The organism is Sediminibacterium roseum (genome assembly GCF_009939005.1).
GTDB lineage: Bacteria > Bacteroidota > Bacteroidia > Chitinophagales > Chitinophagaceae > Sediminibacterium > Sediminibacterium roseum.
In genome coordinates, this window is the sequence record NZ_JAACJS010000011.1 from 554,804 (window position 1) to 581,464 (window position 26,661).

At 46.5% G+C, this 26,661-nt stretch carries 25 protein-coding genes and 1 tRNA gene; 9 read left to right on the forward strand and 17 right to left on the reverse strand.

The window, feature by feature from the left end; all coding sequences use genetic code 11:
* Window positions 1–4: 4 nt before the first annotated feature.
* From GWC95_RS07665 to GWC95_RS07685, 5 genes are read left to right on the forward strand one after another with little or no spacing between them, the layout of a single operon-like run.
* Window positions 5–3,151, forward strand: coding sequence for an efflux RND transporter permease subunit (locus GWC95_RS07665; RefSeq protein WP_161818102.1), 3,147 nt, complete (start codon window positions 5–7; stop codon window positions 3,149–3,151).
* 4 nt (window positions 3,152–3,155) lie between these two features.
* The gene (locus GWC95_RS07670) at window positions 3,156–4,244 is read left to right on the forward strand and encodes an efflux RND transporter periplasmic adaptor subunit (protein WP_161818103.1); all 1,089 of its coding nucleotides are present in this window, start codon (window positions 3,156–3,158) and stop codon (window positions 4,242–4,244) included.
* A 7-nt stretch (window positions 4,245–4,251) separates the two neighbouring features.
* Window positions 4,252–6,408 (forward strand): carbohydrate binding family 9 domain-containing protein, encoded by a 2,157-nt coding sequence (locus tag GWC95_RS07675; protein WP_161818104.1) that lies wholly within the window; start codon window positions 4,252–4,254, stop codon window positions 6,406–6,408.
* Between the two features lie 17 nt (window positions 6,409–6,425).
* On the forward strand, window positions 6,426–7,397 hold the full coding sequence (locus tag GWC95_RS07680) for a DUF1259 domain-containing protein (protein WP_161818105.1): 972 nt from the start codon (window positions 6,426–6,428) through the stop codon (window positions 7,395–7,397).
* 11 nt (window positions 7,398–7,408) lie between these two features.
* Window positions 7,409–8,413 carry a YncE family protein gene (locus GWC95_RS07685; protein ID WP_161818106.1) on the forward strand — a complete coding sequence of 335 codons (1,005 nt, stop codon included), beginning with the start codon at window positions 7,409–7,411 and terminating at the stop codon, window positions 8,411–8,413.
* 182 nt (window positions 8,414–8,595) lie between these two features.
* Here GWC95_RS07685 and GWC95_RS07690 read toward each other — a convergent pair.
* From GWC95_RS07690 to tgt, 10 genes are all read right to left on the reverse strand, one after another.
* Window positions 8,596–8,669, reverse strand: a tRNA-Ala gene (locus GWC95_RS07690).
* A 58-nt stretch (window positions 8,670–8,727) separates the two neighbouring features.
* Window positions 8,728–8,976: a hypothetical protein gene (locus GWC95_RS07695; RefSeq protein ID WP_161818107.1), complete on the reverse strand. Its 249-nt coding sequence runs from the start codon at window positions 8,974–8,976 to the stop codon at window positions 8,728–8,730.
* A 48-nt stretch (window positions 8,977–9,024) separates the two neighbouring features.
* On the reverse strand, window positions 9,025–9,507 hold the full coding sequence (locus GWC95_RS07700; protein WP_161818108.1) for a YdeI/OmpD-associated family protein: 483 nt from the start codon (window positions 9,505–9,507) through the stop codon (window positions 9,025–9,027).
* Between the two features lie 16 nt (window positions 9,508–9,523).
* Complete coding sequence (locus tag GWC95_RS07705) at window positions 9,524–9,775, reverse strand: hypothetical protein (protein ID WP_161818109.1); 252 nt, start codon at window positions 9,773–9,775, stop codon at window positions 9,524–9,526.
* 16 nt (window positions 9,776–9,791) lie between these two features.
* Window positions 9,792–10,109, reverse strand: coding sequence for a hypothetical protein (locus GWC95_RS07710; protein ID WP_161818110.1), 318 nt, complete (start codon window positions 10,107–10,109; stop codon window positions 9,792–9,794).
* A gap of 70 nt (window positions 10,110–10,179) precedes the next feature.
* The gene (locus GWC95_RS07715; protein ID WP_161818111.1) at window positions 10,180–10,596 is read right to left on the reverse strand and encodes a DUF4345 domain-containing protein; all 417 of its coding nucleotides are present in this window, start codon (window positions 10,594–10,596) and stop codon (window positions 10,180–10,182) included.
* A gap of 18 nt (window positions 10,597–10,614) precedes the next feature.
* The gene (locus GWC95_RS07720) at window positions 10,615–11,121 is read right to left on the reverse strand and encodes a DUF1801 domain-containing protein (protein WP_161818112.1); all 507 of its coding nucleotides are present in this window, start codon (window positions 11,119–11,121) and stop codon (window positions 10,615–10,617) included.
* A 197-nt stretch (window positions 11,122–11,318) separates the two neighbouring features.
* Window positions 11,319–12,641, reverse strand: coding sequence for a citrate (Si)-synthase, eukaryotic (locus tag GWC95_RS07725; protein ID WP_161818113.1), 1,323 nt, complete (start codon window positions 12,639–12,641; stop codon window positions 11,319–11,321).
* 180 nt (window positions 12,642–12,821) lie between these two features.
* Window positions 12,822–13,913 (reverse strand): LptF/LptG family permease, encoded by a 1,092-nt coding sequence (locus tag GWC95_RS07730; protein ID WP_161818114.1) that lies wholly within the window; start codon window positions 13,911–13,913, stop codon window positions 12,822–12,824.
* Window positions 13,914–14,002: 89 nt separating this feature from the next.
* On the reverse strand, window positions 14,003–15,142 hold the full coding sequence (tgt, locus tag GWC95_RS07735; RefSeq protein WP_161818115.1) for a tRNA guanosine(34) transglycosylase Tgt: 1,140 nt from the start codon (window positions 15,140–15,142) through the stop codon (window positions 14,003–14,005).
* 161 nt (window positions 15,143–15,303) lie between these two features.
* Here tgt and GWC95_RS07740 point away from each other — a divergent pair, with 161 nt between their 5' ends.
* Entirely contained in the window at window positions 15,304–16,428 is a 1,125-nt protein-coding gene (locus GWC95_RS07740; RefSeq protein WP_161818116.1) for a glycosyltransferase, read from the forward strand.
* The gene (rsmG, locus tag GWC95_RS07745; protein WP_237722094.1) at window positions 16,398–17,042 is read left to right on the forward strand and encodes a 16S rRNA (guanine(527)-N(7))-methyltransferase RsmG; all 645 of its coding nucleotides are present in this window, start codon (window positions 16,398–16,400) and stop codon (window positions 17,040–17,042) included. The genes GWC95_RS07740 and rsmG overlap by 31 nt, the downstream gene beginning before the upstream one ends.
* 148 nt (window positions 17,043–17,190) lie before the next feature.
* Here the strand turns inward: rsmG and GWC95_RS07750 are convergent, their stop codons facing one another.
* Entirely contained in the window at window positions 17,191–19,050 is a 1,860-nt protein-coding gene (locus GWC95_RS07750) for a M1 family metallopeptidase (protein ID WP_161818117.1), read from the reverse strand.
* A gap of 229 nt (window positions 19,051–19,279) precedes the next feature.
* Here GWC95_RS07750 and GWC95_RS07755 point away from each other — a divergent pair, with 229 nt between their 5' ends.
* On the forward strand, window positions 19,280–19,699 hold the full coding sequence (locus tag GWC95_RS07755) for a hypothetical protein (protein ID WP_161818118.1): 420 nt from the start codon (window positions 19,280–19,282) through the stop codon (window positions 19,697–19,699).
* 59 nt (window positions 19,700–19,758) lie between these two features.
* On the opposite strand, the gene rsmI is transcribed toward GWC95_RS07755, so the two are convergent.
* The 4 genes from rsmI to GWC95_RS07775 all read right to left on the reverse strand — a co-directional run bounded on the left by rsmI (window position 19,759) and on the right by GWC95_RS07775 (window position 22,870).
* Entirely contained in the window at window positions 19,759–20,424 is a 666-nt protein-coding gene (gene rsmI, locus GWC95_RS07760; RefSeq protein WP_161818119.1) for a 16S rRNA (cytidine(1402)-2'-O)-methyltransferase, read from the reverse strand.
* A gap of 66 nt (window positions 20,425–20,490) precedes the next feature.
* On the reverse strand, window positions 20,491–20,739 hold the full coding sequence (gene purS, locus GWC95_RS07765; protein WP_161818120.1) for a phosphoribosylformylglycinamidine synthase subunit PurS: 249 nt from the start codon (window positions 20,737–20,739) through the stop codon (window positions 20,491–20,493).
* Window positions 20,736–21,500: a CDP-alcohol phosphatidyltransferase family protein gene (locus GWC95_RS07770; protein WP_161818121.1), complete on the reverse strand. Its 765-nt coding sequence runs from the start codon at window positions 21,498–21,500 to the stop codon at window positions 20,736–20,738. Before GWC95_RS07770 ends, purS begins: the two co-directional genes overlap by 4 nt.
* Before the next feature lie 71 nt (window positions 21,501–21,571).
* On the reverse strand, window positions 21,572–22,870 hold the full coding sequence (locus GWC95_RS07775; RefSeq protein ID WP_161818122.1) for an aminopeptidase P family protein: 1,299 nt from the start codon (window positions 22,868–22,870) through the stop codon (window positions 21,572–21,574).
* 275 nt (window positions 22,871–23,145) lie between these two features.
* Between GWC95_RS07775 and GWC95_RS07780 the strand changes: the two genes are divergently transcribed.
* Window positions 23,146–23,919 carry a hypothetical protein gene (locus GWC95_RS07780; protein WP_161818123.1) on the forward strand — a complete coding sequence of 258 codons (774 nt, stop codon included), beginning with the start codon at window positions 23,146–23,148 and terminating at the stop codon, window positions 23,917–23,919.
* Between the two features lie 152 nt (window positions 23,920–24,071).
* On the opposite strand, the gene GWC95_RS19970 is transcribed toward GWC95_RS07780, so the two are convergent.
* Together GWC95_RS19970 and GWC95_RS07790 are read right to left on the reverse strand one after the other, a co-directional pair.
* Window positions 24,072–25,550 carry a T9SS type A sorting domain-containing protein gene (locus GWC95_RS19970; protein ID WP_161818124.1) on the reverse strand — a complete coding sequence of 493 codons (1,479 nt, stop codon included), beginning with the start codon at window positions 25,548–25,550 and terminating at the stop codon, window positions 24,072–24,074.
* Window positions 25,551–25,887: 337 nt separating this feature from the next.
* Entirely contained in the window at window positions 25,888–26,496 is a 609-nt protein-coding gene (locus GWC95_RS07790; RefSeq protein ID WP_161818125.1) for an outer membrane beta-barrel protein, read from the reverse strand.
* Window positions 26,497–26,661: the final 165 nt, after the last annotated feature.

Consider the following 26,661-nt stretch of genomic DNA (forward strand, 5'->3'; position numbering starts at 1 on the left):
CCACATGAAAAAACTGATCATCGCTGCACTCAGAAAACCCGTTACCGTTATGGTGATCGTAATGGGTATCGTATTTTTCTCATGGCTGGCCGTGCGAAAAATGCCGATAGATATTTTTCCAAAGTTAGGAACGCCTGTCATTTACGTGGCGCAAACTTATGGGGGCTTATCGCCACAACAGATGGAAGGGTTTCTTACTTCTTACTATGAATACCACTTTCTCTACATAACAGGCATTAAATATGTAGAGAGCAAATCTGTTCAGGGCGTATCGCTGATCAAACTGCAGTTTCATGAAGGGACAGATATGGGCGCTGCTATGGCTGAGGTAGTATCCTATGCTACCCGCGCCCGTTCTTTTATGCCACCAGGAACTTTACCACCATTCATCATGCGTTACGATGCGGGTAGCGTACCTGTAGGACAATTGGTGTTTACGAGCAATAGTAAATCTTTAAATGAGATACAGGATCTTGCTCTCTTTAAAGTAAGGCCCATGTTTGCCGCCTTGCCGGGCGTGTCAGCACCACCGCCACTCGGGGGTAATCAGCGAACCATCATTATACGCGCGAATCCTGAAAGACTTCGCAGCTATGGCGTTACACCCGATGAGCTGGCAGCTACCATTGCGAAAGGGAATATGATCTCACCAGCCGGTAACCTGCGGGTGGGCGATCAAACACTGATCACTCCACAGAATACAGTGATCGATAATATCAAAGAGTTTGAAAGCATTCCTTTACAGGCAAAAAGCGGGACGACAGCCTATGTCCGTGACGTAGCTTCAGTAGAAAACGGTGCGGACATCACAACCGGTTATGCACTCGTCAATGGTAAACGTTCCATCTATATACCGGTAACCAAACGCGCAGATGCGTCCACCTGGGAAGTGGTACAGAACATTAAAAAGGCCTTGCCGGATATGCAGGCCGCGATTCCTGCCGACATACATGTATCTTATGAATTTGATCAATCAACTTATGTTGTCAATTCTTTAAAAAGTCTTTTGTTTGAAGGAGGATTGGGGGCCATACTTACCGGGTTGATGGTATTGCTTTTTTTAAGCGACAGGCGAAGTTCGTTGATCGTTGTGATTACCATTCCACTTGCCCTGCTATCTGCGATCGTATGTTTATACCTCGCGGGGCAAAGTATCAATATTATGACCCTTGGAGGTTTGGCGCTTGCTATTGGTATATTGGTGGATGAGGCAACAGTAACTATTGAAAATATACATCGCCATCTTGAAGATGGCAAGAAAAAACCAAGAGCCATCGCAGATGCTGCGAAAGAAATTGCTTTGCCAAAACTGCTGATACTATTAAGTATCCTTGCAGTATTTGTCCCGGCGCTTTTTATGACCGGCATACCTAAAGGGATGTTCATGCCATTATCGCTTGCAGTGGCTTTTGCTATGATCGCTTCTTTTCTGATCTCACAAACAGTGGTGCCGATTCTTTCAAACTGGTGGTTAAAAGATGCCGGGCATTTCACAGAAAGGAAATGGTTCACAAAACTGACTAACCGTTATACATCTTTTCAAAATAGAATAGCAGGGGCCCGTGGCGTGATTATTTCTTTGTACCTGGTTATATGTGGTTTATTGCTCTGGAGTAATTATCATTTTTTAGGGCAGGAAATATTTCCGAAAGTAAACTCAGGACAGTTACAAGTGAGACTTCGTATGCCTGCAGGCACGCGCATTGAAAGGACAGAAGATAATACCAAAAAAGTATTGGCGCTGCTTGAAAAAGAAGTAGGCAAACAACAGGTGTCGATTACTTCTGCCTATGTTGGATTACAACCGCCTACCTATGCCATCAACTCGATCTTTACATGGACAAGCGGGCCGCATGAAGCGATTGTGAAAATTAGATTTACTGATAACGCAGGTATCAAACTGGACGACTTAAAAGAACAATTGAGGTCCGCTGTCAAAAAAGAAATTCCTTCGATGCAGGTTTCGTTTGAACCCGCCGATCTTGTTGAACAGGTCATGAGCCAGGGAACGAACAACCCTGTCGAAGTAGTGGTGCAGGGGAAAAATCTGAAACAAAGCAAAGAGATCGGCGATAAATTAAAAAAGCAAATGGAGGCATTGCCTTACATGCGCGATATTCAATACACGCTTCCTCTTGATTATCCTTCCTTACAGATAGATTATGACCGGGTTCGTGCAGGACAATTGGGGCTGACCATTGATGAAATGAGCCGTTCCGTTTCAGCGGCTACTTCATCCAGCCGAAACATCCTGTTAAATTACTGGCTGGATAAAAATGCAGGAAATGCCTACCAGGTTCAGGTAGAGTTACCCGAATACCAAATGAAATCACCGGAAGATTTGGAGCAGGTTCCTGTATCAGCCAGCAATCAAAATATTTTCCTGCGTGATGTGGCTACATGGAAAAAGTTAAACACGCCGGGAGAATACGACCGCTTAAATCAACAACGCTTTATTACAATCTCTGCTAACCTGCATCAAAAAGATTTAGGTACGGCAGTTAAAGATGTTCAAACTGCGATCAGCAAATTAGATTCGTTACCACAAGGCGTGAAAGTATATGTGCGGGGGCAATCAGAGATCCTGCAGCAAACACAAAGCGAACTGGGTTCTGGGCTGCTCTTGGCCATCCTTGTTATTTTATTATTGCTGGCTGCTAATTTTCAATCGTTCCGATTATCATTTACTATCCTGTCAGTTATTCCTGCGGTGGTTGCCGGTTCATTCCTGTTATTATTTCTGGCAGGCAAAACGCTAAACATACAATCATTCATGGGCTGTATCATGGCGATAGGTGTAGCAGTTGCCAATGCTATTCTTCTCGTAACAAAAGCTGAAACGATCCGGAAGCAGGATGGCAGCCTATCCAACATAGGTCTTCTTGCTGCACGATCAAGATTGCGACCGATCCTAATGACAAGCTTTGCCATGATAGCCGGGATGATACCGATGGCTATCGGTTTAGGAGAAGGTGGTGAGCAAACATCGCCATTGGGTATTGCCGTAATTGGTGGTCTTTTGTTTTCAACACTTACCACACTTTTTGTATTGCCGCTTGTTTACAATGCCGTCATTAATAAAAAAATATACCGTGATGTTTCACTTGACCCGGATGATACAGCCAGCAGGTTTTATGACAACCAAAAATGACAACATGAAAGAGATAAAAAATATCATAGCATTATTAGTAGTTGCCGCTACCATTAGCTGTAACCAGAACAACAAGCCAAAAGAACCCGTTAAGCCAACTATTGATTCAACGGTTGTCTTTCTATTACAAAGCGGCTCGCTCGATAAAACTGTTTCGCTTCCCGGCGAGTTGCTTGCACAGGAAAAAGTACAGGTCTTCGGTAAAGTAAGCGGCTACATAAAAAAGATCTATGTCGATATCGGCTCACAGGTAAAACAAGGACAGGTAATTGCAATACTTGAGGCTCCTGAATTGCAGTCAAGGATCGCGGAAAGCAAACAAAAACTGGAATCAGCAAAAGCGAGACTTATTACCAGCAATGATCTGTATAAAAGACTATTGGAAGCATCGAAAACCGATGGCGTGATTGCACCAGCAGATCTTGAGAAAGCAAAGAACCAGGTAAGTTCAGATGAGGCATTGATACGAGCTGCGCAGTCGGGAGTAAACGCTGAAGGAGAAACAGCTGGCTATCTTACTTTAAAATCACCATTCAGCGGGACTGTCATTAAAAGAAATGTGGATGCGGGCGCTTATGTGGGTAAGCCCGGCGAAACGCCTTTATTTGAAATTGAAGATAACGCAACGTTACGCCTGCACATTGCAATACCGGAGGCATTGACAGGTACAAAAGTCAAAGAAGGAAAAGTACAGTTCACGCTGAAAGCCATTCCCGGAAAAAAATTCGAGGGGAACCTGTCACGCAAATCCGGGAGCCTTGATCCGAATTCAAGAAGCGAAGTATGGGAGTTTGCAGTTAACAATAGCGATCATTTGCTAAAGTCAGGCATGTTCGCAGATTGCAAATTAAATATCCTGCGTGAAGGCAAATCATTTTTTGTACCTTATTCAGCAGTTGTAACAACACTTGAAAAGAAGTTCGTGATCAGGTCTGAAAATAATATTTCCAAATGGGTGGATGTAAGTCAGGGAGTCGGCCTGCCGGATAAAACAGAAATATTTGGGAACCTGAAAGAAGGTGACACACTGGTACTAAAAGCAAACGAAGAATTAAAAGCAGACACAAAGCTGGTTATTAAGATATCAAAATAAGTCGTAGATGAAAATCAATCTTCACTTAGCTTTAATTACGATCGTCATATTGTTATATAAACCTGTTTCTGCACAGCATAGTCTTATTGATACTATCCGCACCAGCTTCACCAATGAAACAATGGCTCTTGACGGAAAACTGACTGAAACCAGTTGGCAGAGTGCATCAGCCATAACCAACTTCACACAGCGGGAACTTGATTTTGGTAAACCTTCCACTGAACCTACAAGGGTAGCCATCGTGTATGATAAGCTCGCCCTGTATATCGGAGTTTGGTGTTACCAGCAACCAGGCAGCATACGCGCGAAATATATGCAGCGGGATTTTTTTTACAGCGAGGACGATAATTTCCAGGTTGCACTTTCACCTTTTAATGATAAAAGAAATGGTTACCTGTTCGTCATTAATCCCAATGGGGCAAGAGCAGATCTATTGATATCAGGAAATGAAGAAGCTAACCAGGATTGGAACGGTGTATGGGATGCGAGAACTTCTGTTACAAATGAAGGTTGGTTTGCTGAGATCCGTATACCGTTCAATAGTTTACAGTTTAAGAAAGATTCCATTTACAATTGGGCGATCAACTTTGAACGTAATATCCGTTCAAAAAACGAGCAGGTGTCCTGGCAGGGATGGACAAGAGACTGTTCTATCTATTGTTTGGCAAATGCCGGTACGCTCACTGGACTTACTAATATTGGCTACGCTAAATATTTTGAATTAAAACCTTATACGCTCGGCGGATTTGAAAAAGAAAAAAATCAATCAACCAACTGGCCCGGAAAAATTGGTGCAGATCTGAATGTGAATCTTACCCCTACTTTAAAACTGAACCTAACGGCCAATACAGATTTTGCACAAGTGGAAGTAGACAGGATCGCGGTAAACCTGAACCGTTTCAATTTATACTATCCTGAAAAAAGAGAGTTCTTTTTAGAAGGTTATCAAAACTACCAGTTTAACCTTGGCGCCAGCAACGAAATCTTCTATACAAGAAAAATCGGCATCGAAAATTTCGAGCAGGTACCAATCGTTGCCGGTGGCAGGTTGTTTGGAAAGATAGGAGGAAGTAATATCGGTATACTTAATATTCAAACCGCAGCATCAGGCACTGCGGCAGCCACCAACAATACAGTGGTTCGTTATAAAAAAGATATCGGGAGTCAATCTTATATCGGTGCTATCCTCACTTCAAAAAATAACAGTAACATCAGTAACCAGGTGGCTGGCATTGATGGCTCTTATACAACTTCAAAATTCCTGAAAAATAAAAACCTCGTGATAACCGGACTCATCAGTAAGAGTTTTGATAAAGGAGTCAATAGTAACAATGCGTATGCGTGGCGTTTTTTTATAGATTATCCGAATGATTTTATTGATCACTTTATTGCTATTGGAAGTATACAAAACGACTACAATCCGGAATTGGGATTTCTTGAAAGGAAAAACTTTGATAACCTCACCTGGAACTTCCGCATTTCACCAAGATGGTTCGGCAAATATGGTATACGAAGAATGTACCTCAAACCCTGGGAGTTCAGCATGTATCGAACGCACACTACAGGTGAATTGGAATCTTTTTATAATGAATCAAGACCCTTCGGTTTTTTTACTAAAAGCGGCGAAAGATTTGAGTATGATCTGAGACAACAGTTTGAAAGACTTGACGCTCCTTTTGATTTGACAGGTTCTATTAAAATCCCGGTTGGTAAATACTGGATGCACCGGCAGGCACTGCAGGCTGGTAGTTTCCAGGGCAGGCGGTTTTGGATAGATATGGTATATGCCTGGGGAGAGTTTTATACAGGTAGGATAAAGAGTTTTACAGGATCACTTGGGATCAATGTCAACAAACATTTTAACCTTCGAACGGACTACATATACAACGGAATTACCTTACCACAGGGGAATACAACGATCCATCAATTGGCACAGTTTTTTAACTACGCATTCGATCCCCGTTTAGATCTTTCTGTATTCACCCAATGGAATTCTTTAGATGACCTGCTGTTTGGAAATTTCCGGCTTCACTGGATACCCCGTATCGGTGAGGACCTGTATATCGTGTATAACAGGGGCTATGATAAATTAAACAATTTTAGATTTTCAGAACCGGTGAGTTCGGCAGGAGCCGCAAAACTGGTATGGCGATTTGTATTCTAAACCTATAATCAAACAATATGAAACCCTTATTTAAAACAATGATCGTTCTGGCTGTTGCATTAACTGGTTTATTGCTGGCCACATGCAACAGTGGTAAAAATGCCAGCAGTGTACAGGATGCAAAAATGCAGGCGCTTGCCTGTCCGCCAGGCAGTAAACTCGATATCCAGCAGATCGAACAGATAACAGGCATGAAAGGCGCTGAAAAAAACGGTGAATATAAAATTACCGTCCCACAAAACGACCTGAACATTATGGTAGATGGTTTCAAGATCATTCCGGCGATGGGGTTGGGTAGCTGGATCGCGTTTACTCCATGTGCAGATAGCGTAATGATGATGGGAGACATTATTTTATCCGAAACTGATCTGGCACCCGTGCAAAGAGAAGTGATCGCACAGGGATTATCTATAACAGCCATTCACAATCATTTTGTGCGCAACAGGCCGAATGTAATGTACATGCATATCGATGGTTTTGGAAATGTCCGTAAAGTATCTTCCATCGCCAAAGCCATTTTTGACAAAGTGAAAGAAGTAAGAGGAAAAGATCCGAAATCAGCAAAAGCGGATAGTGTTATCAATACCCTGAATATTCCCGCGCTCGATGCGATAATCGGAAGTAAAGGTGAATTGAGTAAAGGAGTGTATAAGTATACTATTGGCAGACCGGATGTTTCTCTTCGCGAACATGGTGTCCCCATCAGTACATTTATGGGATTCAATACATGGGCAGCCTGGCAGGGTACGCCTGAAAAAGCAGCAGTAGCCGGAGATTTCACTATGTTGGAAAATGAAGTGGCACCTGTTATAAAAGCGTTAGTGGAAAGTGGTATTGAAGTGGTAGCGGTGCATAATCACATGGTACATGAAGAACCAAAAATATTCTTTTTGCACTATTGGGGTGTAGGCCCTGCTGAACAATTGGCAAAAGGGTTACGCACTGCATTGGATCAGACAGGGAAAGGACAGCAACCAAACACTCATTAAAAACAGTGACTATGCAATTCAAAAAGCTTCTAATTACCGCCTGCATTTTTTTATTGTGCATACAGGGATGTCAGTCGCAGCCGCAGGTACAAGGTAAATCTATGTCACTCGTCACATCAGTTGAATTACCCGGTGTAAATGGGCGCATCGATCACATGGCTTTTGACAATTTTGCCCAAAAGATTTTTGTTGCCGCTTTGGGTAATAATACTGTTGAAGTAGTTGACTTAAAAAATAATAAGGCTATTCATAGTATAACAAACCTGAACGAGCCGCAGGGAATTGCTTTTATTCCTGAGCGAAAGGCAATACTTGTTGCAAATGGCGGTAATGGCAGATGTGACGTGTTTAGTTCAGAAGATTATCAAAAAATAACTTCTATTCAATTATCAGGCGATGCTGATAATGTCCGCTATGATGCTATCAACAAAATGATTTATGTAGGTTATGGTGATGGAGGTATTGCCATCATTGATGCAAATACTTTTAAGCAATTAGGTGATATTAAACTGGAGGGGCACCCCGAATCCTTTCAACTGGATATTCCACATAAAAAGATATATGTAAACGTGCCGGACAAGCAGCAAATAGAAGTCATTGACCTGGAAAAACAGCAGGTAACAGACCGGTGGAAAATTACAGAGGCCAAATCAAATTTTCCAATGTATTTAGATGCAGTCAATCGCCGCCTGGTGATTGGCTGCAGGCGACCGGTAAAGCTTTTAGTAATAGACACGGAAACAGGAAAGACAAAAACATCTGTTGAAACAAGCAGTGATGTAGATGACATTTTTTGTGATGTGAAAACCGGTAATCTTTATTTGAGCTGCGGAGGTGGAAACATTGATGTGTTTAAACGGCTATCTAATGACAATTATCAACTAAGTGAAAAAATTGTTTCCAAATCCGGAGCACGAACTTCTTTGTGGATACCGCAACTAAACCGATTGGTAGTGGCTTCACCAAAAAACATAATGGCAGGCGCTGCATTACTCGTGTATGCCATCAAAGATTAATGATGATAAAATTCTAACTCAGTTAGACGACTTCTTAATAACTGAAAAAAAATCCTTGCAAAAAAATAATTTCAGTTTAACCCTGTTTAAACCGAATTAACCAAAATTGAAGTTGGTTTTACCCAAGTTTATCCTGCAACAAAAAAGGCTTACATTTTATATGTAAGCCTTTGATTATCAAGTGGAGAGTATCGGGGTCGAACCGACGACCTCTTGCATGCCATGCAAGCGCTCTAGCCAACTGAGCTAACCCCCCAAAGGAGCACAAATGTATTGTTTCCGGTAAACCAAGCCAAAAAATGCGGCGCAAATAATTATTCGGGGTCTTTTTTCCCGGCCTCATCATTGTCTTTCCCGGGCGGGCTCTTCTTTTTCACAAAAAACGAAATGATCAACAGTGCTATACCAATGATCAGGAAAAAATTGAAACCGACAAAATAGGCAAACCTGTTTTCGGAGCCGCGCACCTGGGCATGGTCCACTCCCATGCTCCCATAATAACCGAGAACCTGAAAAATAATGAAGGCGATGCCGGCTATGCGTAAGACCAGGGCTTTTGTCATGCGTAATGGAATTGATCATTTAAATATATTCAAAAACGATCATTGCACTCAGCGTTTGCTCAATGTTTTTCCCTGCGCAACAAGGTTCACCGTTCTGGCAATGCGCTCAATCCTTGTTTCCATTCGTTTGGCCGCGTTGATCCATGATATGAACTCTCGCTGGTATCCCTCTGTAAGCTGGTGGAACTTCCGGCCCGCTTCGGGTTCGTCTTCCAGGCACATCAATAATTCGGCGGGTATATCGAGCGGGGATGCGTCTTCGTACAAAATCACCCTCACTGTATCGCCTTCCTGCTTCCCGATCTTTTTCCTGATCTCCGCCTTCACAGGCAGGAATAGGTTTCCGTCTGCTGTTGGCATGAGATTATACTGTTTCAATGCGTACGAATCAATCGATCCCTTTACGCGCAGCAACCCACCAGCCGATCTCTTCGCATGGGGTGGGTTGGGGATGTTGATGTACGTCCACCCGCCTTTGCCCTGCATGCATTTTAATTTAAAAACCTGGTTGATGATGGGTTTGAGGGCCATGAGTATAAATGAGGATCTATTGAAGTTTTACAACCAATGCCGTGTCGGAATATTTGGCAAGCTCTTTCATCTCCCTGTCTATCGATTCCGTCCATTCGTCCTGCGTGTAAGTGTGTTCTTTTGTTTCGTTATCGAACCTCTTTTGTTGTGCACGGTATTGTTCGTGAAAACTTTTGAAAAGATCTGCTATCTCATCGCGGTACGTATCCTGTTTGAATACTGCGGCGCTGAGAAATTTCCTGATCTTTCTTGCGTAGAGTTCGCACATATCAAAATGATGCTGCTCATGATCCAGTACCTGCGCCTGTGCGCCTATCGGCGCGCAACACTTCTTCCTTTACCCACGAAAGCCCAGGGTTGAACCAGGCCGTGATCACAAAATGGATCTCATCTCCCACCCGGTAATAACATTGATCTAGTTTTGAGTTGGTAACAGCAAGTGCTTTCGCAAAAGGCCCCGAGGTTGCCGGCGCACCCTTGAAATTTTTCCAGCGCAGGTTTTTCTTCTTCCATAAAATGGGCGCATCTTCCTGCAACAGGAAAGAGAAACAAAACAATACAAGACAAGCAGCGAGCAGCCGCTTCACGCTGTTGCTTTTCACAATGGATATAAACTTTCCCGGAAACATTGTATGAACGATAATGGTTTACAAAACCGACTTTTTGACGAATTTATCTTTCCCGTCCGTAACCTGGCAAATATTTTTTAAGGTTAATGACACCCCAGCACGCCAACAAAAGTTCAACAAAGCATCCTGCAAAAAAATAAACGCCGGGATAGCCGTCAACAACCAGGCTGATCAACCTTCCCGCTGCCAATCCACCCATAAAAAAAACATTGGAGCAAGTAGCGGCGAACCAGTATTTATCGTTTAGAATCCCCGTCACCCAAAGCGCGCACATGGCGATGTACAACCCCATGGTTGCCCTGAAAACATTTTTCAATCCTACAGTGTCTACAGAAAAATCAAAGCGTTTTGACAAGAAACCTGCGGGATCAATACCATACGCAAATGCAACCACCAGTATGATCAATACAGATAATTTCAGGTGAAGCTTTCTTGTGTTCCTTGTGGCGAGGGCACTCATGGGCGGCGGTGGTGTTTATCAGATAAATCCTTTGTCGATGTATGCCTGGTAACCGAGTTTGATCGCCTTTTTGATGTCGGCCATCATCTCTGGGGTATTCTTTTTGATGTGAAAACAGGCTTTTCCTTTCAATGCTTTTACAAACGCTTCGCTGAATTCTTTTTTCAGGTCAGTGTGCGCATATACCGGCATGTAATAGAATCCAACGTATCCTTTCTGCACCAATGCTGCCACGAACCAAAGCTCATCGCGCTTACGGCCCTCTATTTCCACGGCCTTGTGGCTTACCAGAACGGCCTGCGAGGGTTTGTCTGCGTGCAGCACCAGCGAACGCTTTTTGTTGTAGGGCTCCATCATTTTTTTGATGTTCTCAAAGATCTCGACAAGCTCGGGCTGCCCCGCAGATTTGTCGGTGTATTTGAGGTTGATGGATTTGCTTTCGGTAGCCTTTTTCGGTGCGGCTTTTTTCGGTGCGGCCTTTTTCGGTGTGGCTTTCTTCGCGGGGGTTTTGGTTGCTTTGCCCATGAGGATGAATTTTTATCAAGTTAGGAAATAAAAAAAAGCGCAACCCAATTTATGGCCACAGATTTCACGGATTGACACAGAGAATCGTTGAAACTATAGAACGCCTTCTGTGTTAATCCGTGAAATCTGTGGCAACAAAAAAGTCCGTTGATCTCTCAACGGACTAATATCAATATCATTATCAATCACCCATGAAATCAATCCCAGATCTGCCCCTTCCCTTCCAGCCACAACTTCACAGACTCTGTGGTAACAGATTTTGGCCGTTCCAGCGGGAAGCCGAGGGCCCTGTCCCAGCAGAGACTGGCGAGTACACCCAGTGAGCGGCTCACGGCAAAGAGTACGGTATAGAATTCGTATTCAACCAGCCCGAAGTGTACGAGCAATGCGCCGCTGTGTGCATCAACGTTTGGCCATGGGTTTTTGACCTTGCCGAGCGATTGAAGGATCGGCGGAACGGTTTCGTAAATTTTCCAAACCGTGTTCACGAGTTTATCATCGGGCATATGCTTCTTCCCGAATTCCATCTGCGCCGTAAAACGCGGGTCGGTTTTGCGAAGAACGGCATGTCCGTAACCCGGAACCACTTTTCCTGCGGCCAATGTTTTCTGAACGTAATCGGCGATCTGTTCTTTGGTCGGATCATCCGTACCCAGTTCTTCCTGCATTTCAAAGATCCATTTGATCACTTCCTGGTTTGCCAGTCCGTGCAGCGGGCCCGCGAGGCCGTTCATGCCAGCGGCATAGCTCAGGAAAGGATCGCTCAGGGCAGAACCAACGAGGTGCGTGGTATGCGCAGAAACGTTACCGCCTTCGTGATCGGCGTGGATGGTCATGTACAAACGCATGAGCTCTTTAAAGCTCTCGTCTTCATAACCCATCATATGCGCCAGGTTACCGGCCCAGTCGAGCAGACCATTGGGTTGGATGTGTTCGTTGTTCTTGTATTTTCTGCGATAGATGTATGCGGCGATGCGTGGCAGGCGCGCGATCAGATCCATCGTATCATCATAGATAGAGCTCCAGTAATCTTTTTTGCTGATGCCTTTTGCGTATTCTTTTGCAAAGTTGCTTTCGGTCTGCAGTGCCATCACGGCGGTTACGAACATCGTCATCGGGTGGGCACTGATCGGCAGCGCATCGATGGTAGCGAATACGTAATTGGGCACATGGCTGCGGCGCTGCCAGGTATTGGTGATGTGGTTCACATCATCTTCCGTTGGCAGTTCACCAAGCAGCATGAGGAAGAAAAGCCCTTCGGGCAAAGGCTCCCCGCCATCCGGTGCTTTCGGTAATTTTTCCTGTAGTTCAGGAATGGAATAGCCGCGGAAACGGATGCCTTCCTGTGCATCGAGCAGGCTTGTTTCAGTAACCAATCCTGTGATACCGCGCATGCCCTGGTAAGCCTGCGCCAGGGTAACCTCGCCAATCTTTTTATTACCATGTTCCTTGATCAGATCCTTGATCTCCACATTTGAAGCATCTGCTTTTGCTTTGAACCTGTCTTTAACTACTCCCATGACTAAGCTGATTTTTTTGAAGGGCTAAAGGTACGGAAAAGCTGCTAGCCGTTAGCTTTTAAAGGGAAGGTTTTGAGGGATTTTTTCAGCTGCGGGCGGCCTGCTGTGAGACCCGGCCTTTTTGGTAACAAAAACATAAGCCGGTGGCTGAATTATCGGCGCTGCTCCCGGGAAAGAACGCTATTTCGGAGCCTTTCTATAGAGGTACACCACCACAAAAACAAACACCGCATTTGGGATCCACGCCGCTATGAGCGGGGGCAGGTTGCCTTTTGTTGAGAAGATCGTTGAAAACCGGTCGGTGATGATGAACAGCGCCGCCACGGCAAACCCTACCGCCAGGTGCACACCGCTCCCGCCCCGCACTTTGCGGCCGGCCACGATGGCGCCGATCAGGGTAAGAAGAAATACGGTTACACAGGTGGCCACGCGCCGGTAGAGTTCCACTTTCAGATCGTTCAAACCCTCCGACCCGCGCAGCTCCTCCAGTTTGATGAAATTACTGAGTTCGGGGGAAGTGAGTTTGTCTTTGGTGTATTTATCGCGGGCGAGGTCGTAGGGTTTGAAAGAAAAATTCATCACCCGCAGCGCTTCCATGCCTACGGTCTCCTCCAGCGGTTGCAGTTTACGGTCTACCAAAGCCTCGAGCCGCCATTTGCGTGTGGCCGTGTCCCATCCGATCGCATCGGCGCGCATGTTTTCGGTTACCTTGCTGTTCTCCACTTTGTAGAAGAAAACGGGCCCGCCTCTTTTGGTCATGGTATCGTATCCGTAAATACCCGCGTAGGTAAATGAGTCCACACGCAGGTAAATGTTGTTCCCCCGGGCCACCAGTGCATTGTAGGAGTTGTTGCCATCGATATACCGCGCCTCGAATGCACCGCGAACCTGGTTGGCGCGCGGCACGAGGAACTGGTTGGCAAAGAACAGGGTTACCGATAAAAACAAACCACCGATCACATAGGGGCGCAGCCATCTTGGATAAGAAGTGCCACTCGCGAGAATGGCCACGATCTCCGTTTTGTTGGCCATTTTAGAAGTGAAGAAGATCACGGCAATGAATACGAACAAAGGAAAAAGCAGCGCGATGATGTGCGGGATGAATCCAAAATAATACTCAGTAATGATGCGCCTCACCCCCAACTGCGACTTTACAAAATCATCCGTCTTCTCACTGATGTCTACCACCACCGCGATAATGGCGAACAGGAAAATAGAGAAAAAGAAAACCGTTAGGAATTTCTTAAGGATGTACCAGTCGAGTTTTTTCATTCGGGGGTAAAGATAGGAAAGCTGCAAGCTATGCGTTGCGGGCCATGCGCTTTTTTAACGAGGCCCGTCACCTGGCGTCCGGGTTATGGTCAGAGCCTTTGCTTCACCACCTCTACAAACCCTGCCTTCCAGCTTTTAAAATCCCCGGCAATGATGTGCTGGCGCGCCTCGGCCACCAGCCAGAGATAGAAAGAAAGGTTCTGGATGCTGGCAAGCGTAAGACCCAACAATTCATCTGCTACAAACAAGTGGCGCAGGTAGGCCTTGCTGTAGTACTGGCTCGGCTCGCAGGGAAGACCGGGATCAATGGGCGAAAAATCGGATGCCCATTTTTTATTGCGTATGTTGATCACGCCCTGCGTGGTAAACAACATGCCGTTTCTGCCGTTTCGCGTTGGCATTACGCAGTCGAACATGTCTATGCCCAGGTCGATGCCCTCCAGGATGTTCCATGGCGTGCCCACTCCCATCAGGTAGCGCGGTTTTTCTTTTGGCAGGATATCGCAGCAGAGCGCCGTAAAATCGTACATCATTTCTTCCGGCTCGCCTACGCTCAGTCCGCCAATCGCATTGCCCGCCGCATTTTTGGAGGCGATGTATTCGCAGGATGCTGTCCGTAAGTCTTTGTATGTGCTTCCCTGTACAATGGGAAACAGGTTCTGCGTATAACCATACTTGTCGGGCGTGTCCGCCAGCCTATCGAAACACCTGTCGAGCCAGCGGTGCGTAAGCTCCATGCTTTTTTTTGCGTAGTTGTAATCGCTCGGGTATGGCGGGCACTCATCAAAGGCCATGATGATGTCGGCACCGATGCTGCGTTGAATATCCATTACCGACTCAGGACTGAATAAATGCCTGCTGCCATCTATGTGCGACTGGAACATCACTCCCTCTTCCTTGATCTTACGGTTTGCCGCAAGTGAAAAAACCTGGTATCCACCGCTGTCGGTCAGGATGGGCCTGTCCCAGCGATTGAATTTATGCAAACCACCCGCCGCTTCGAGCACTTCGGTTCCGGGGCGCAGGTAGAGATGGTAGGTGTTCCCTAAAATGATCTGTGCGTTCACATCCTGTTTAAGCTGCTGTTGGGTTACTGCTTTCACACTTCCCACCGTGCCAACGGGCATGAAGATGGGTGTATGAATTTTACCGTGATCGGTAGTGATCACACCTGCACGCGCTTTTGAGCCGGCTGCGGTTGTTTCTAAATCAAAATGCAAACTTGCCATGGCGCAAAAATAGGCCTTTGAAGCCGAGCGTTAGAAATTGGCTTTTGCAGCTTCCGCTGATACGGGGTAAACGGGGTTGAAAACATTGCGGGCTACAAGGAACTTCTTCACCCTGCTCCAAACCGGTAACGCTCAACTCCCAAAACCCCTATTTTTGCCCCATGATCATACCACCCATTGTCTGGACCATAGTATTCGCCGTTTTTTGTGCGGTGATCGCGATCCAGGTCTTTTATTATCTCTATTTTTTTGCCCGTCTCGCCGTTTTCAAAAAGCCGCTCCGCGAAACCACCACCGAGCACCCGTTGTCTGTTGTGATCTGCGCGCGCGACGAAGCCGATAACCTTACCAAAAATTTACCGGGCGTATTGGTGCAGGATTATAAAACCACCCACGAGATCGTGCTGGTGAACGACAATTCAACCGACGAAGGCAGGTACATTATTGAAGAGTTCCAGAAATCATTCAAAAACATCAACCACATTCATCTTACGCAGGAGGCAAAGATGATCAGTGGCAAGAAATTTCCATTGTCGATGGGCATACGCAGCGCCAAACACGAGATCCTCCTCCTCACCGATGCCGACTGCACACCCGCTTCGGAGTTCTGGATGCAGGAAATGCAGGGGGCTTACAGCGACAATGTAGAGATCGTTCTGGGTTACGGCGCATACCACAAGCGGCCGGGACTGCTCAACAAGCTGATCCGTTTTGAAACGTTTCACACTGCCATTCAATACCTGTCTTATGCGCTGGCGGGTAAACCTTATATGGGTGTGGGCAGGAACCTGAGTTACAAGAAAGATGTATTCCTGCGCAACAAGGGTTTTTCATCGATCAACCAGATACCGAGTGGCGACGACGACCTGTTCATCAACCAGGTTGCCAATGCGCACAACACGGCCATCGTGATCGATCCTGAAACGCATACATTGAGTGAGCCCAAGAAAACCTGGGGCGACTGGATGACGCAGAAATACCGCCACTATACAACAGCTAATTATTACAAACCGTTGCATAAATTTTTATTGGGGTTGTATTCGTTGAGCCTGTTCCTCATCTATCCACTGCTGGCCTTGTCGATCGTGTTCTTCAACTGGTGGATCGCGCTTGCAGTGTATGGCGTAAGGCTGATCATACAGGCGGTTGTGTTTTACAAAAGCATGAAGAAACTCAACGAGGCAGATCTCTGGCCCTGGTTCCTTTTCTTTGATATCTGGATGTTCTTTTATTATATTTTCACCTTACCTGCCATATGGAAAGCGCCACGCAAAAACTGGGCCTGATACTGAAATACTTCGGCGATTTCACAGACGCACAACTGGCACAGTTTGCGGCGCTGGAAGAACTGTATAAAGAATGGAACGCGAAGATCAACGTGGTTTCAAGAAAAGACATCGACAGCATTTACCTGCACCATGTATTGCATTCGCTGAGCATTGCGGCCATCGCGGATTTTGCACCGGGTACGCAGGTGATCGATATCGGCTGCGGCGGTGGCTTTCCCGGTGTGCCCCTGGCGATCTTTTTCCCGGGCGTAAAATTTCACCTGGTAGACAGCATCGCAAAAAAATTAAAAGTAGTAGACGCCGTTTGCGAGGGCGCACAGATCAAAAACATCACCACGCAACATACACGCGCAGAGGAGATCAAAAACAGGAAGTTCGACTACGCCGTATCGCGCGCGGTTGCACCTTTGAAAGATCTCTGGACCTGGGCCGCACCGCTTCTCAAAAAAGACCACACCAAAACACTACCCAACGGACTCATCTGCCTCAAAGGCGGCGATCTTGCCCAGGAAATTTTCGAAAGCGGCCTCCGCCCCAAGATGATGCCGATCAGTAAGATCTTCCCGGAAGAATATTTTGAGGAAAAATACGTACTACACACAGCCAAATAATTAGGAATTAGAAATTAGGAATTAGGAATTGGCGGCGTCAAATGATGAATTGGTAATAAATCATAGCCTGCAACAAAACAGTAAGCCGCTCAAACGAGCGGCTTACTATTAATTCCTAATTCCTAATTTCTAATTCCTAATTAAAATGTCATTCGGGTATAACAACTTTATTATTCGCCCTATTCACATCCGCCATCCGCATGCTGGGGTCGATCTCGATGGATCTGATGTTCTGTATGGATTTGCCGATGGGGAACGAGTATTCGGGATGCGTCCATTTCCATTCTTCGTGAACGGTTCTTGGCGCCGTGCCCTCGGCGGGTTTGATGCCGAACATAAGACTCGAAGGGATGTAGTGCATTTCCTGTGATCCGTCTTTGTACGTAACCAGCACATCAACAGGCATCGGTATTTTACCAATGCGTTTGATGAGAATGGATGGCTTGCCGTCTTTGATGCTCACATCACCCACACCATAATCAATTGTTTTGGTAGAATTGATCCAGTATTCTTTGTACCAGTCGAGCTCCATGCCACTTAGTTTCTCCGCCACACGGATGAAGTCATTCGGGTTCGGGTGCTTGAAGCGCCATGTGTTGTAATACGCAAGCAGGATCTTGTCGCGGATGCTGTCGCTTACGATGTAACCCAGCTGCGACATAAACACTGCGCCTTTGCTGTATGCAGCATTGCTGTACGCGAAATTGGTATTATAATGATCGGCATGCGTGCTTGCAGGTTCTTCCAGCCCGCTTTTCACGAGGTTGAAATAACCGTTGTAAGAACCCCTGAATGCAAAGCCGGTAGACTTGCGCATTTCGGCCATCACCCTTGTGCTTGCGTAATCGGTGAAGCCTTCGTCCATCCACGGGTACAGCGATTCGTTGGAGCCCATGAGCATCTGGTACCAGGTATGCATCCACTCGTGCAATGCCGTTCCGATGCTGGCAGATTTGATAAGCGTAGCCATCGGGTATTCCATTCCACCATCACCACCTTGAATAAAGGTGTATGTTTTGTATGGATAGGCGCCGAATGTTTTTGCGATGATGGGATACGCAAGCGCTGTTGAGTCTGCTACTTTCTGCCATCTTGCTTCAAGCGAGTCGACCGCTTTGTATACCACGCGGATCAACGGGCCGTTGGCGGTGGTGCGTGTGATCATTTTATAATTCGGATCTGCGCACCACACAAAATCGTGCACATTGTATGCCTGCCATTTCCAGGTGATCGTGGGCCCTGTTGGCGCTTTGATCCTTGCCTGCGGCGATTCGTATCCAAAACCGGTTTCGTTGCCGTTCTGCAGGTCGCCGCCCGCCGTTACCATGTATGATTTGTCGATGGTGATGTTCACATCAAAATCGCCCCATACGCCATAGAATTCCCTGGCGATGTACGGATTGGCGTTCCATCCCTGGTAATCGTATTCCACCATTTTAGGATACCATTGGCTCATGCTGTAACGGATGCCCTCTGCGTTGTCGCGCCCGCTCCTGCGGATCTGCACGGGCACCTGCGCTTCAAACGCGAGGTCCATCGTTACCTTGCTTTTCGGAAGAATGGGTTTGGTGAGCACCACTTCGAGAATGGTCTCATGCTCCTTCATCTGTTGCTCAACACCATTGATCTTAATGCTGCGCACGTGCTGGTACCCGATCTCGTCGGGTTTCAGTTTGCTGATGCGGTCCTTTACACGCGCATCCCAATCCAGTCCGTCGCCTCTTCTCGAAGGTTCGTTGATCCTCGTTTTGCCAAGCTCCATGCTGCGCACATCCATGCTGCTGCCGGGCTGGAACGCGTTCCAGTAGCAGTGAAAAAATACGCGTGTAAGCGTATCGGGAGAGTTGTTGGTGTAATCGATCTTTTCCGTTCCTGTAAAACGGTTGGTGTTCACGTTCACGTCAACATTGATCGCATACTTGATGCGTTGCTGCCAGCGGTCGGCCTGTGCCGACACAGAGATGGCCGCAAACAACGACAATAATAGCAAGCTCGAAAATCTTCTCATGGTATTCCGGGAGTTTTTGTGTTGCCCAAGTTCAGGAATTTATCCTGAAAACAAGCAGAAAAAATGACTGGCGGGTGGGGAACAAAATGCAGCGCGGCAAAAGCATACATGAAATTATTTGTATATTCGTTACAGACAATATGCTATGAGAATAATCCCGGTGCTGTTAACGATGGCCGCAATTTTTGCCCTCCACGCGGCTGATGCGCAAACCCACAAAACCAAAAAGATGAATGTAATCATTGATGAAGAGGAAGATGTTCCGCCACCCTCATCGGCCGACGAGAAAAAACCACCGGTAAGCCTCAGCAACTGGTTCTTTACGTTTGCCAATACGCCTGTTACCGGTAAACCCGTGCAATACAAAGTGACGGTGTTTGGATCCGGTTCGGGCGATGAAGACCCGATGCAACACCTTTTCATCGGCATTGGCGAATGGAAAAACAAAAGCGCCGGACCGAAGGGTTACCAATATGTGCAGTTGAAGAAAGAGGAATACAAGGGCCTGGATCTAAGGCAGGTTATAGAAAAGTTGCAGGCCCAGGTCAAATCGTTCCTGCACATGATGCGGTTCAAACAGACCGCATTCGGGAAAGCGGGTACCGTGTCTTTTTTGTTTGACGACCTGAAAGTGATCGAGCTGAAGTAGAACAACGGTTGATTGTTGAATATACCCCGAACCGCCGTTTAAATTTCCGGGGTTGTTCTTTAAGGTTTTCCACCCACCACAACCACGATCTCCCCTTTTACAGTTTTCGCTTTAAAATGTGCAGCCACTTCTGCCAGTGTGCCGCGCGCATTTTCCTCAAACATTTTGGTAAGCTCGCGGCTCACGCAACACTCCCTTTCGGGGCCGAAATACTGTATGAACTCTTCGAGTGTTTTTACCAGGCGCATCGGGCTCTCGTAAAAAACCATGGTACGCTCTTCTTCGGCCAGTTTTTTCAATAGTGTTTGTCTTCCTTTTTTGAGCGGAAGAAATCCTTCGAAACAAAAGCGGTTGGTGGGGATGCCGCTGTTCACCAATGCGGGAACAAAAGCGGCGGCACCGGGAAGGCATTCCACTTTCACTTCCTGTTTGATGCACTCGCGTACCAGGAGAAATGCAGGATCTGAAATACCGGGCGTTCCCGCATCGGTAACCAGCGCCATTGTTTTGCCGGCGCGGAGCTGGTCAACAATATGCGTAACAATTTTGTGCTCGTTGTGCTGGTGATACGGCGAAACAGGTTTCTGGATATTGTAATGCTGCAGCAGCCGCGAAGAGGTACGTGTATCCTCGCACAATATCACATCCACCTGCTGCAACACTTCGAGCGACCGAAGGGTGATGTCTTTGAGGTTTCCGAGCGGTGTGGGAACAAGATAGAGCAAGGAGTTTGTCGTTTGGTGAGGAGTGGGTGCCTGGAGCTGGATCAAACGCCCTCACTCCACACTTTATTAATTGATCATTTCAATCTCGAAAAACTCCATCACCGGGTTGGCCAGTAATTTTTTGGTGGCTTCTTCGGCGATCGATTTGGCCTGGGCTTCGGTGTCGGCATCTACCTGCAGGGTAATGTGCTTACCAACGCGTACATCCGTTACTGCGCCGAGGCCTAAATTCTGTAAGCCGCCCAATACAGCTTTACCCTGTGGGTCGAGAAGGTCTTTCAACGGCATTACTTTGATCTGAACATTATAGGTCATGGTTCTGGTTGTTTGAACAGCAAAGATAGAATTACATACGCAATAAAAGTGACGGGCACCGCCAGCCATCCGAAAACAATGGCCGATACCAGTAAAATACCTGCAAGTATGAGGAAAGGCAATAATTTTTTTACCGATACCCCGTTGAATTTCATCGCCAGCATCGGCAATGTTGAAACCATCAGGTAACTGGTGATGAATACCACGCCATACCAGAACCATTTGTTCATCAGCAGCAGCGTAACGGCATCGCGACCGGAATACCAGTACACCAATGGCAATGAAGCGATCAGCAAGCCCACCGCCGGTATGGGAACGCCTTTAAAGCCGTGCGACTGTGTGGTATCTATATTGAACCTCGCCAGGCGGTAGGCCCCGGCGCAGGGAACAATAAATGCGGGCAGCAGCCACAGCAGGTTTATGTCGAGCCCGTCTGCCTGTTGCGCAAAAGACAGGCGCAGGAACTGGTAAGCGATCAGGCCGGGGGCCACGCCGAAGCTCACAACGTCTGCGAGCGAATCGAGTTGTTTGCCCATTTCCGAAGAGGCTTTGAGCAGGCGCGCCACGAACCCATCGAGGAAATCGATCACCGCAGCGGCGCCGATGAAGATGCTGGCCACGTAGATCTTTTCCGGGATCACCACTAAATTTTCTCCGTAACCGTCAACCGAAATGGTAAGCCCCGTTTGCATGATGCACACAATGGCAATACATCCGCAGAACAGGTTGAGGAGGGTGAATAGGTTCGGGATCTGTTTCATGGATTGAATTTTTGGTGGGTGTTTACCGGTGATTGGTTCGTATTATTTATTCACCGGCCTCGGCGGCCAATTCAGGCTTCACGTTTCTTCATGAGGCGCTCAATTTCTTCTACCGTGATCGGGATATTTTTCATCAGGTCGATATTGCCGTTCTTGGTGATCCAGAAATTATTTTCAATGCGGATGCCCATTTGTTCTTCTTCGATGTAGATGCCGGGTTCGATGGTAAAGAGCATGCCTGCTTTTACCGGTTCGGTTCTTGTTCCAAGATCGTGCACATCCAACCCGAGGTGATGGGAAATGCCGTGGTACAGGTACTTGCGGTAAGCGCGGTTGTCTTTGTCTTCGTTCTTCACGGTCGATTTATCGAGCAGGCCAATTTTGATGAATTGTTTGGTGGCTTCCTCTCCCACTTTTTCCGTATAATCAACAATAGAGATCCCCGGCTTTAAAATGCTTTTTGCATAATTGTGCAAATGCAGGCAGGCGTTGTATACTTCTTTCTGGCGTTTTGAAAATTTGCCGTTAACAGGAACGGTACGGGTAAGGTCGGCGTTGTAATAACCGTATTCGGCACCAAAATCCATCAAGATCAATTCGCCGTCTTTACAGGTACCGTTGTTGGATACATAGTGCAGCGTGCGTGCATTATCACCCGAAGCGATGATGCTTCCATAAGCGGGCCCCGTTGCGCGCTGGCTGAGGAAGCTGTGGAAGATCTCCGCTTCTATCTCGTATTCCGCTACGCCCGGCCTGATGAATTTCAGCAGCCTGCGAAAGGCAACCTCGGTTATATCGATGGCTTTCTGCACCACTTCTATTTCTTCTTTTGTTTTGATGGCCCGCAACTGCCGCATGATCCTGGCCGCGCGCTGGAAAGAGTGCAGCGGGTAGGCGGCACCCATTTCATCCACAAAGCGGTAATCGCGGGTGCGCACGTGCGCCGCTTTGCGGTCGTTTTCGTTGGTGTCGAGGTAAATATGGTCTGCCAGGTGTACCCATGCCTGCAACAGCGCATCGATGGTATCGAGCCACACAATGGTTGAGATACCCGAAGTGGCCGTGGCCTCTTTGGCGCGCAGGCGCTTGCCGTCCCATTTTTCTTTCAGTTCATTCGGGCGAACCAGTACCAGCACTTCGCGGTATTTGGGGTCGGGGTTGTCCGGGAACAGAATAACCATCGAATCTTCCTGCCGGATGCCGCTGAGCCAGAAAAGATCGGTGTTCTGTTTGAACGGGTGAAGCGCATCGCCATTGGAAGGAAACTCGTCGTTGCTCACAAAAACAGCGATGCTGTTGGGAAGCATTTCTTTTACAAAACGTTTCCTGTTATTGATAAAAATTGCCGGGTTCAAAGGCAGGTATTTCATGTTAAAGGCGTTGTGCTGCAATATAGTGAATGGTGAATAGCGAGTGGTGAATAGTGTGTAAAAATTTGGTGGCCCCCGGGTAAGGGCTGTTGTGATCCGTAAAGGATTGTCACGAAGAATAACAGGGGTCAGACCGGATGAATTGTTGCTTCAATGCCATCTCCCCAGTTCAGTCACCGAAAAAAAGTTGATGAACGGTAACCATTAATACGAACTTGATCGTACATTTACTACGAAATTATTCGTCTATCTAAGATCACCAAATAAAACACACTATGAAAAAAGCAAACACCCGGTGGCTATCGCTCGCGCTCCTCGCCTGCGTTGCCGTAACTTTTGTGGCATGGAAAAAATCGGATTCCATGCGTTCGGTTCACCAGTATTCAACGGGCTTCGAATATGCAGACGATGCCGATACCACCCCGGTACGCAAGCGGTCGTATTCGTACAAAAGAGATTATAAGATCAAAGACATCGATGAAGCGATGCAGGAAGTGGACCGTGCGATGGCGGAACTCGACAAGAGCCTCAAGATCGACCTCGGCAAAATGAACAAAGAACTGCAGGCGGCCATGGATGAGATCAAAAACATCAATTTCGACAAGATCAACGAAGAAGTTAAGACAGCGCTCAAAGAAGTGGACTGGGACGGCGTGAACGCCGACATCCGGCACGCAGGCAGGGAAGTTGAAAAAGAACTGAAAAAGATCAACAAAGAATCCATTCGTGCAGAAGTGGAAGCTGCGAAAGCAAGTTCACTTATGAACGGCGATTTAATCAAAAACAGTGTGGCGCTGGGTTTAAAGGCTGCAAAGCTTGGCATCGATAAAGCAAAGAAAGAACTGGAGCAACTGAAAGAATTTACGGATGAACTGGAGAAAGACAAACTCATCAACAAAAACGAGCGGTTCAGGATCGAGATAAAGGATCACGAAATGTTCATCAACGGAAAGAAACAGTCAAAGGAAGTAAACGATAAATACAGGAAATATTTCAAGGATGGAAACTACACGCTGCGGAGCGATGGAGACGACGATGATGAAGATTAGTGTATATTATAATAAAATAAGAAGACGCGGTATCAAAAGTAAAATGAAGTGCGCTGAGAATCGCGTAAATGAAAATCTTCCCCATCAGGTACCCGAATAAAAAGAGGCTGTATCGGACTTTTGATACAGCCTCATGTGCTATCTCCCGAACTTTATTTCGCAACGATCAACTTCGCGTTGTGGCTTGATCTTCCGTCGAAGACACGAACCATATATATTCCCGAATGAACTCCGGATAGTGATATGCGCTGAACGGATAAATTTCCATGAAACGGAATCGCTTTAATAACGCTTCCGCCGCTAGAAATAATGCGTACTTCCCTGATGTATTTGAATTTCTCTACTGTTCCAGGTGGTTGTTTAAGGGTGATAACTGCATAATCGCCGGCAGGATTCGGTGTAATCGAAACAGTTCTCAGTGAATTCGTTTTGTCAACATCGGACTCTTCCTTCCGCGCAGTAGCTTTGGAGCTCCCTTTGATAATCGCGTCAGGCTCCCAATCACCACCATAAGCGACTTCACAATATTTAAATATGTCTCTTGTCACCCCGCAGCCGGTAACATCGACGGTAATAGCTTGTCCCGAGCCAAGCGGCCCCGAAGTTGTAGAGATCGCACCAGAGTACTGTCCATAGTTTAGCGACCAAGATGATCCTGAAGGGAAACGCCAGAAGAATGTAACTGGTGGATACCCGGGAGGAGTATGGAATTCAAAAGGCGCATAACTATAGGGATAAACGGTATCTGGCCCGGTTACCCAGGTAGGTGTTAGAGACGACCAGAAAGGGGCAAACCCTGCGACAAGGCCAACGGTTTTTGTGAACGGTGCTGCGCCGCATGCACCGGTGATCATCACATACACCGCACCATTTGCATCATCGCTCACATAGTCAATGATTGTTGAGCTTGAAGTAGGCGTTCTTGAACTTAGGCTTGCTGTCGTTGACCATAAATAACTTACACCAGGAATGCTTGGAACGGAAAGAGCGCGCGTTTCTCCCGAGCACATGCCTTCAGTTGATCCTGTGATATTTAAATCTGTATTGTATGTTGTGACGCTTGTACCGGCACTGTAATTGTGTCCGTTGAGCGAAACGGTGCAACTCACATTTGAAAGCGATGTACTACTTGAGCCCGGGGTCAAAGAGATCGAATTAGTCGATGTCGAAATAGTCGAAGGGGCTGCGCTCCCGGAATGCTCCCAGCCATTGCTGGGTCCAAGACTCCAGCTATAAGATATCGTCCCAGTATTCCCATAAATATTACTTACAGTGTAAGTCTGTGCCCCAGACCCACACGATAATGTGTTTGATGCCGGAGAAATTATAAAGACCGGATCTTCGTTTTCGCTGATCGTGATTTTCTTAATCAATATGGTCTTATATCCACTGGGAGATACAGCACGAACCGTCATGGATGAAAGGCTACTCGTAATCCGTCCGGTACCAACGGTATAATTGGCATAACCGGAAAGGTTAATACCAGCTCCAAAAACCAGGTTGCCGCTTGTAGAAGGGTCAACTACTTGCTGTCCCCCGCATGCATTGTTATTTCCATTACCACTATTATTTGGGGTAAAAACCAGTGTTGGTGTGCCTGTTCCCGTACTACTTATGTAAGTAGCGTTCACCGCTATCACATATTTATGACCGGGTTTAAATGAATAAAAAATCTCAAACTGTGTTCCCGTCGTGTTTCCGCCAGAAGTTGTACACTCAAGATCAACCGTTTTTTCGACGGAGTTCTAGACTGGCTGCCCGGCGTTCGTAATGTGGTTAATTGTGGAGCTAGAGCCGCCGACTGTACACGGAACAGCTGCTGTACTTCCAAACAGATTACAAGCAGGGGAGCCAGGATTCCATGCACTGTAATCAATGACCGTTGATACTTGGGCACAGAGATTGCCGATAACGCACGTCAAACATGCGATGAGCAGGAGAGGTTTTTTCATAGTTTGTATATTTTGGTTATAAGGACTTGCTCCTTTCCAGGTATACCTGGATACCAGCACCCACCTGCACAACGTTTGATGCCATGTTCCCCCCGCCGGTGTATGCCATCCTTTTATAACCGACAGTAAATTCAATTCCGACATTCGGATTTAGAAAAACAACGGGGCCTGCCATAATATTAAACCCACTCGAATTTGAAGAGGGGTTGCCTAACTCTTTGCTTGATTCAAACAAGTAGCCAACCTCGGCGAAAATGTTTGTCCGATTGGCAGCTTCCAGAAAATAATAACGTAAAAAAGGCCCGATGTTAAAAATGTCAGCGCTGGTCTTTGACGAACCTGTATTTGTATACACATGAGAGTATCCTGGTCGCAGGCCAACAGCTAGCTTTTCACCAAGGAAAAGTCCCGCCGCAGGTGAAATTTGTAAGTAGGATTGGTTGTAGTTAGGTACGCTTGAACCTGTATAACTGGTATTAGAAAAACTGGCGTTACCGCCAATTAACCAATTGCCTTTACCTAGTTGAGCGTTGATTGTTGAGGGAATCGTGAAGAAAAATAAAGAAAAAACAAAAAAATGTGTAAATCGCGAATTCGATAAATCAGGCGCTTTCGTTGCTTTCATGTTCATAGATTTTTTCCGATGAATATAAACAAATTGATACTGTTTATCCAGGGGTAAAAACCTGTATGAACAGTAATTAGCGCCGGGTAATTTGGCGCCTCTCATCAGAATAGCTACTTCTCAGGAACAATGTCGAAAGCACAACACCTACTGATCCTATTCTTA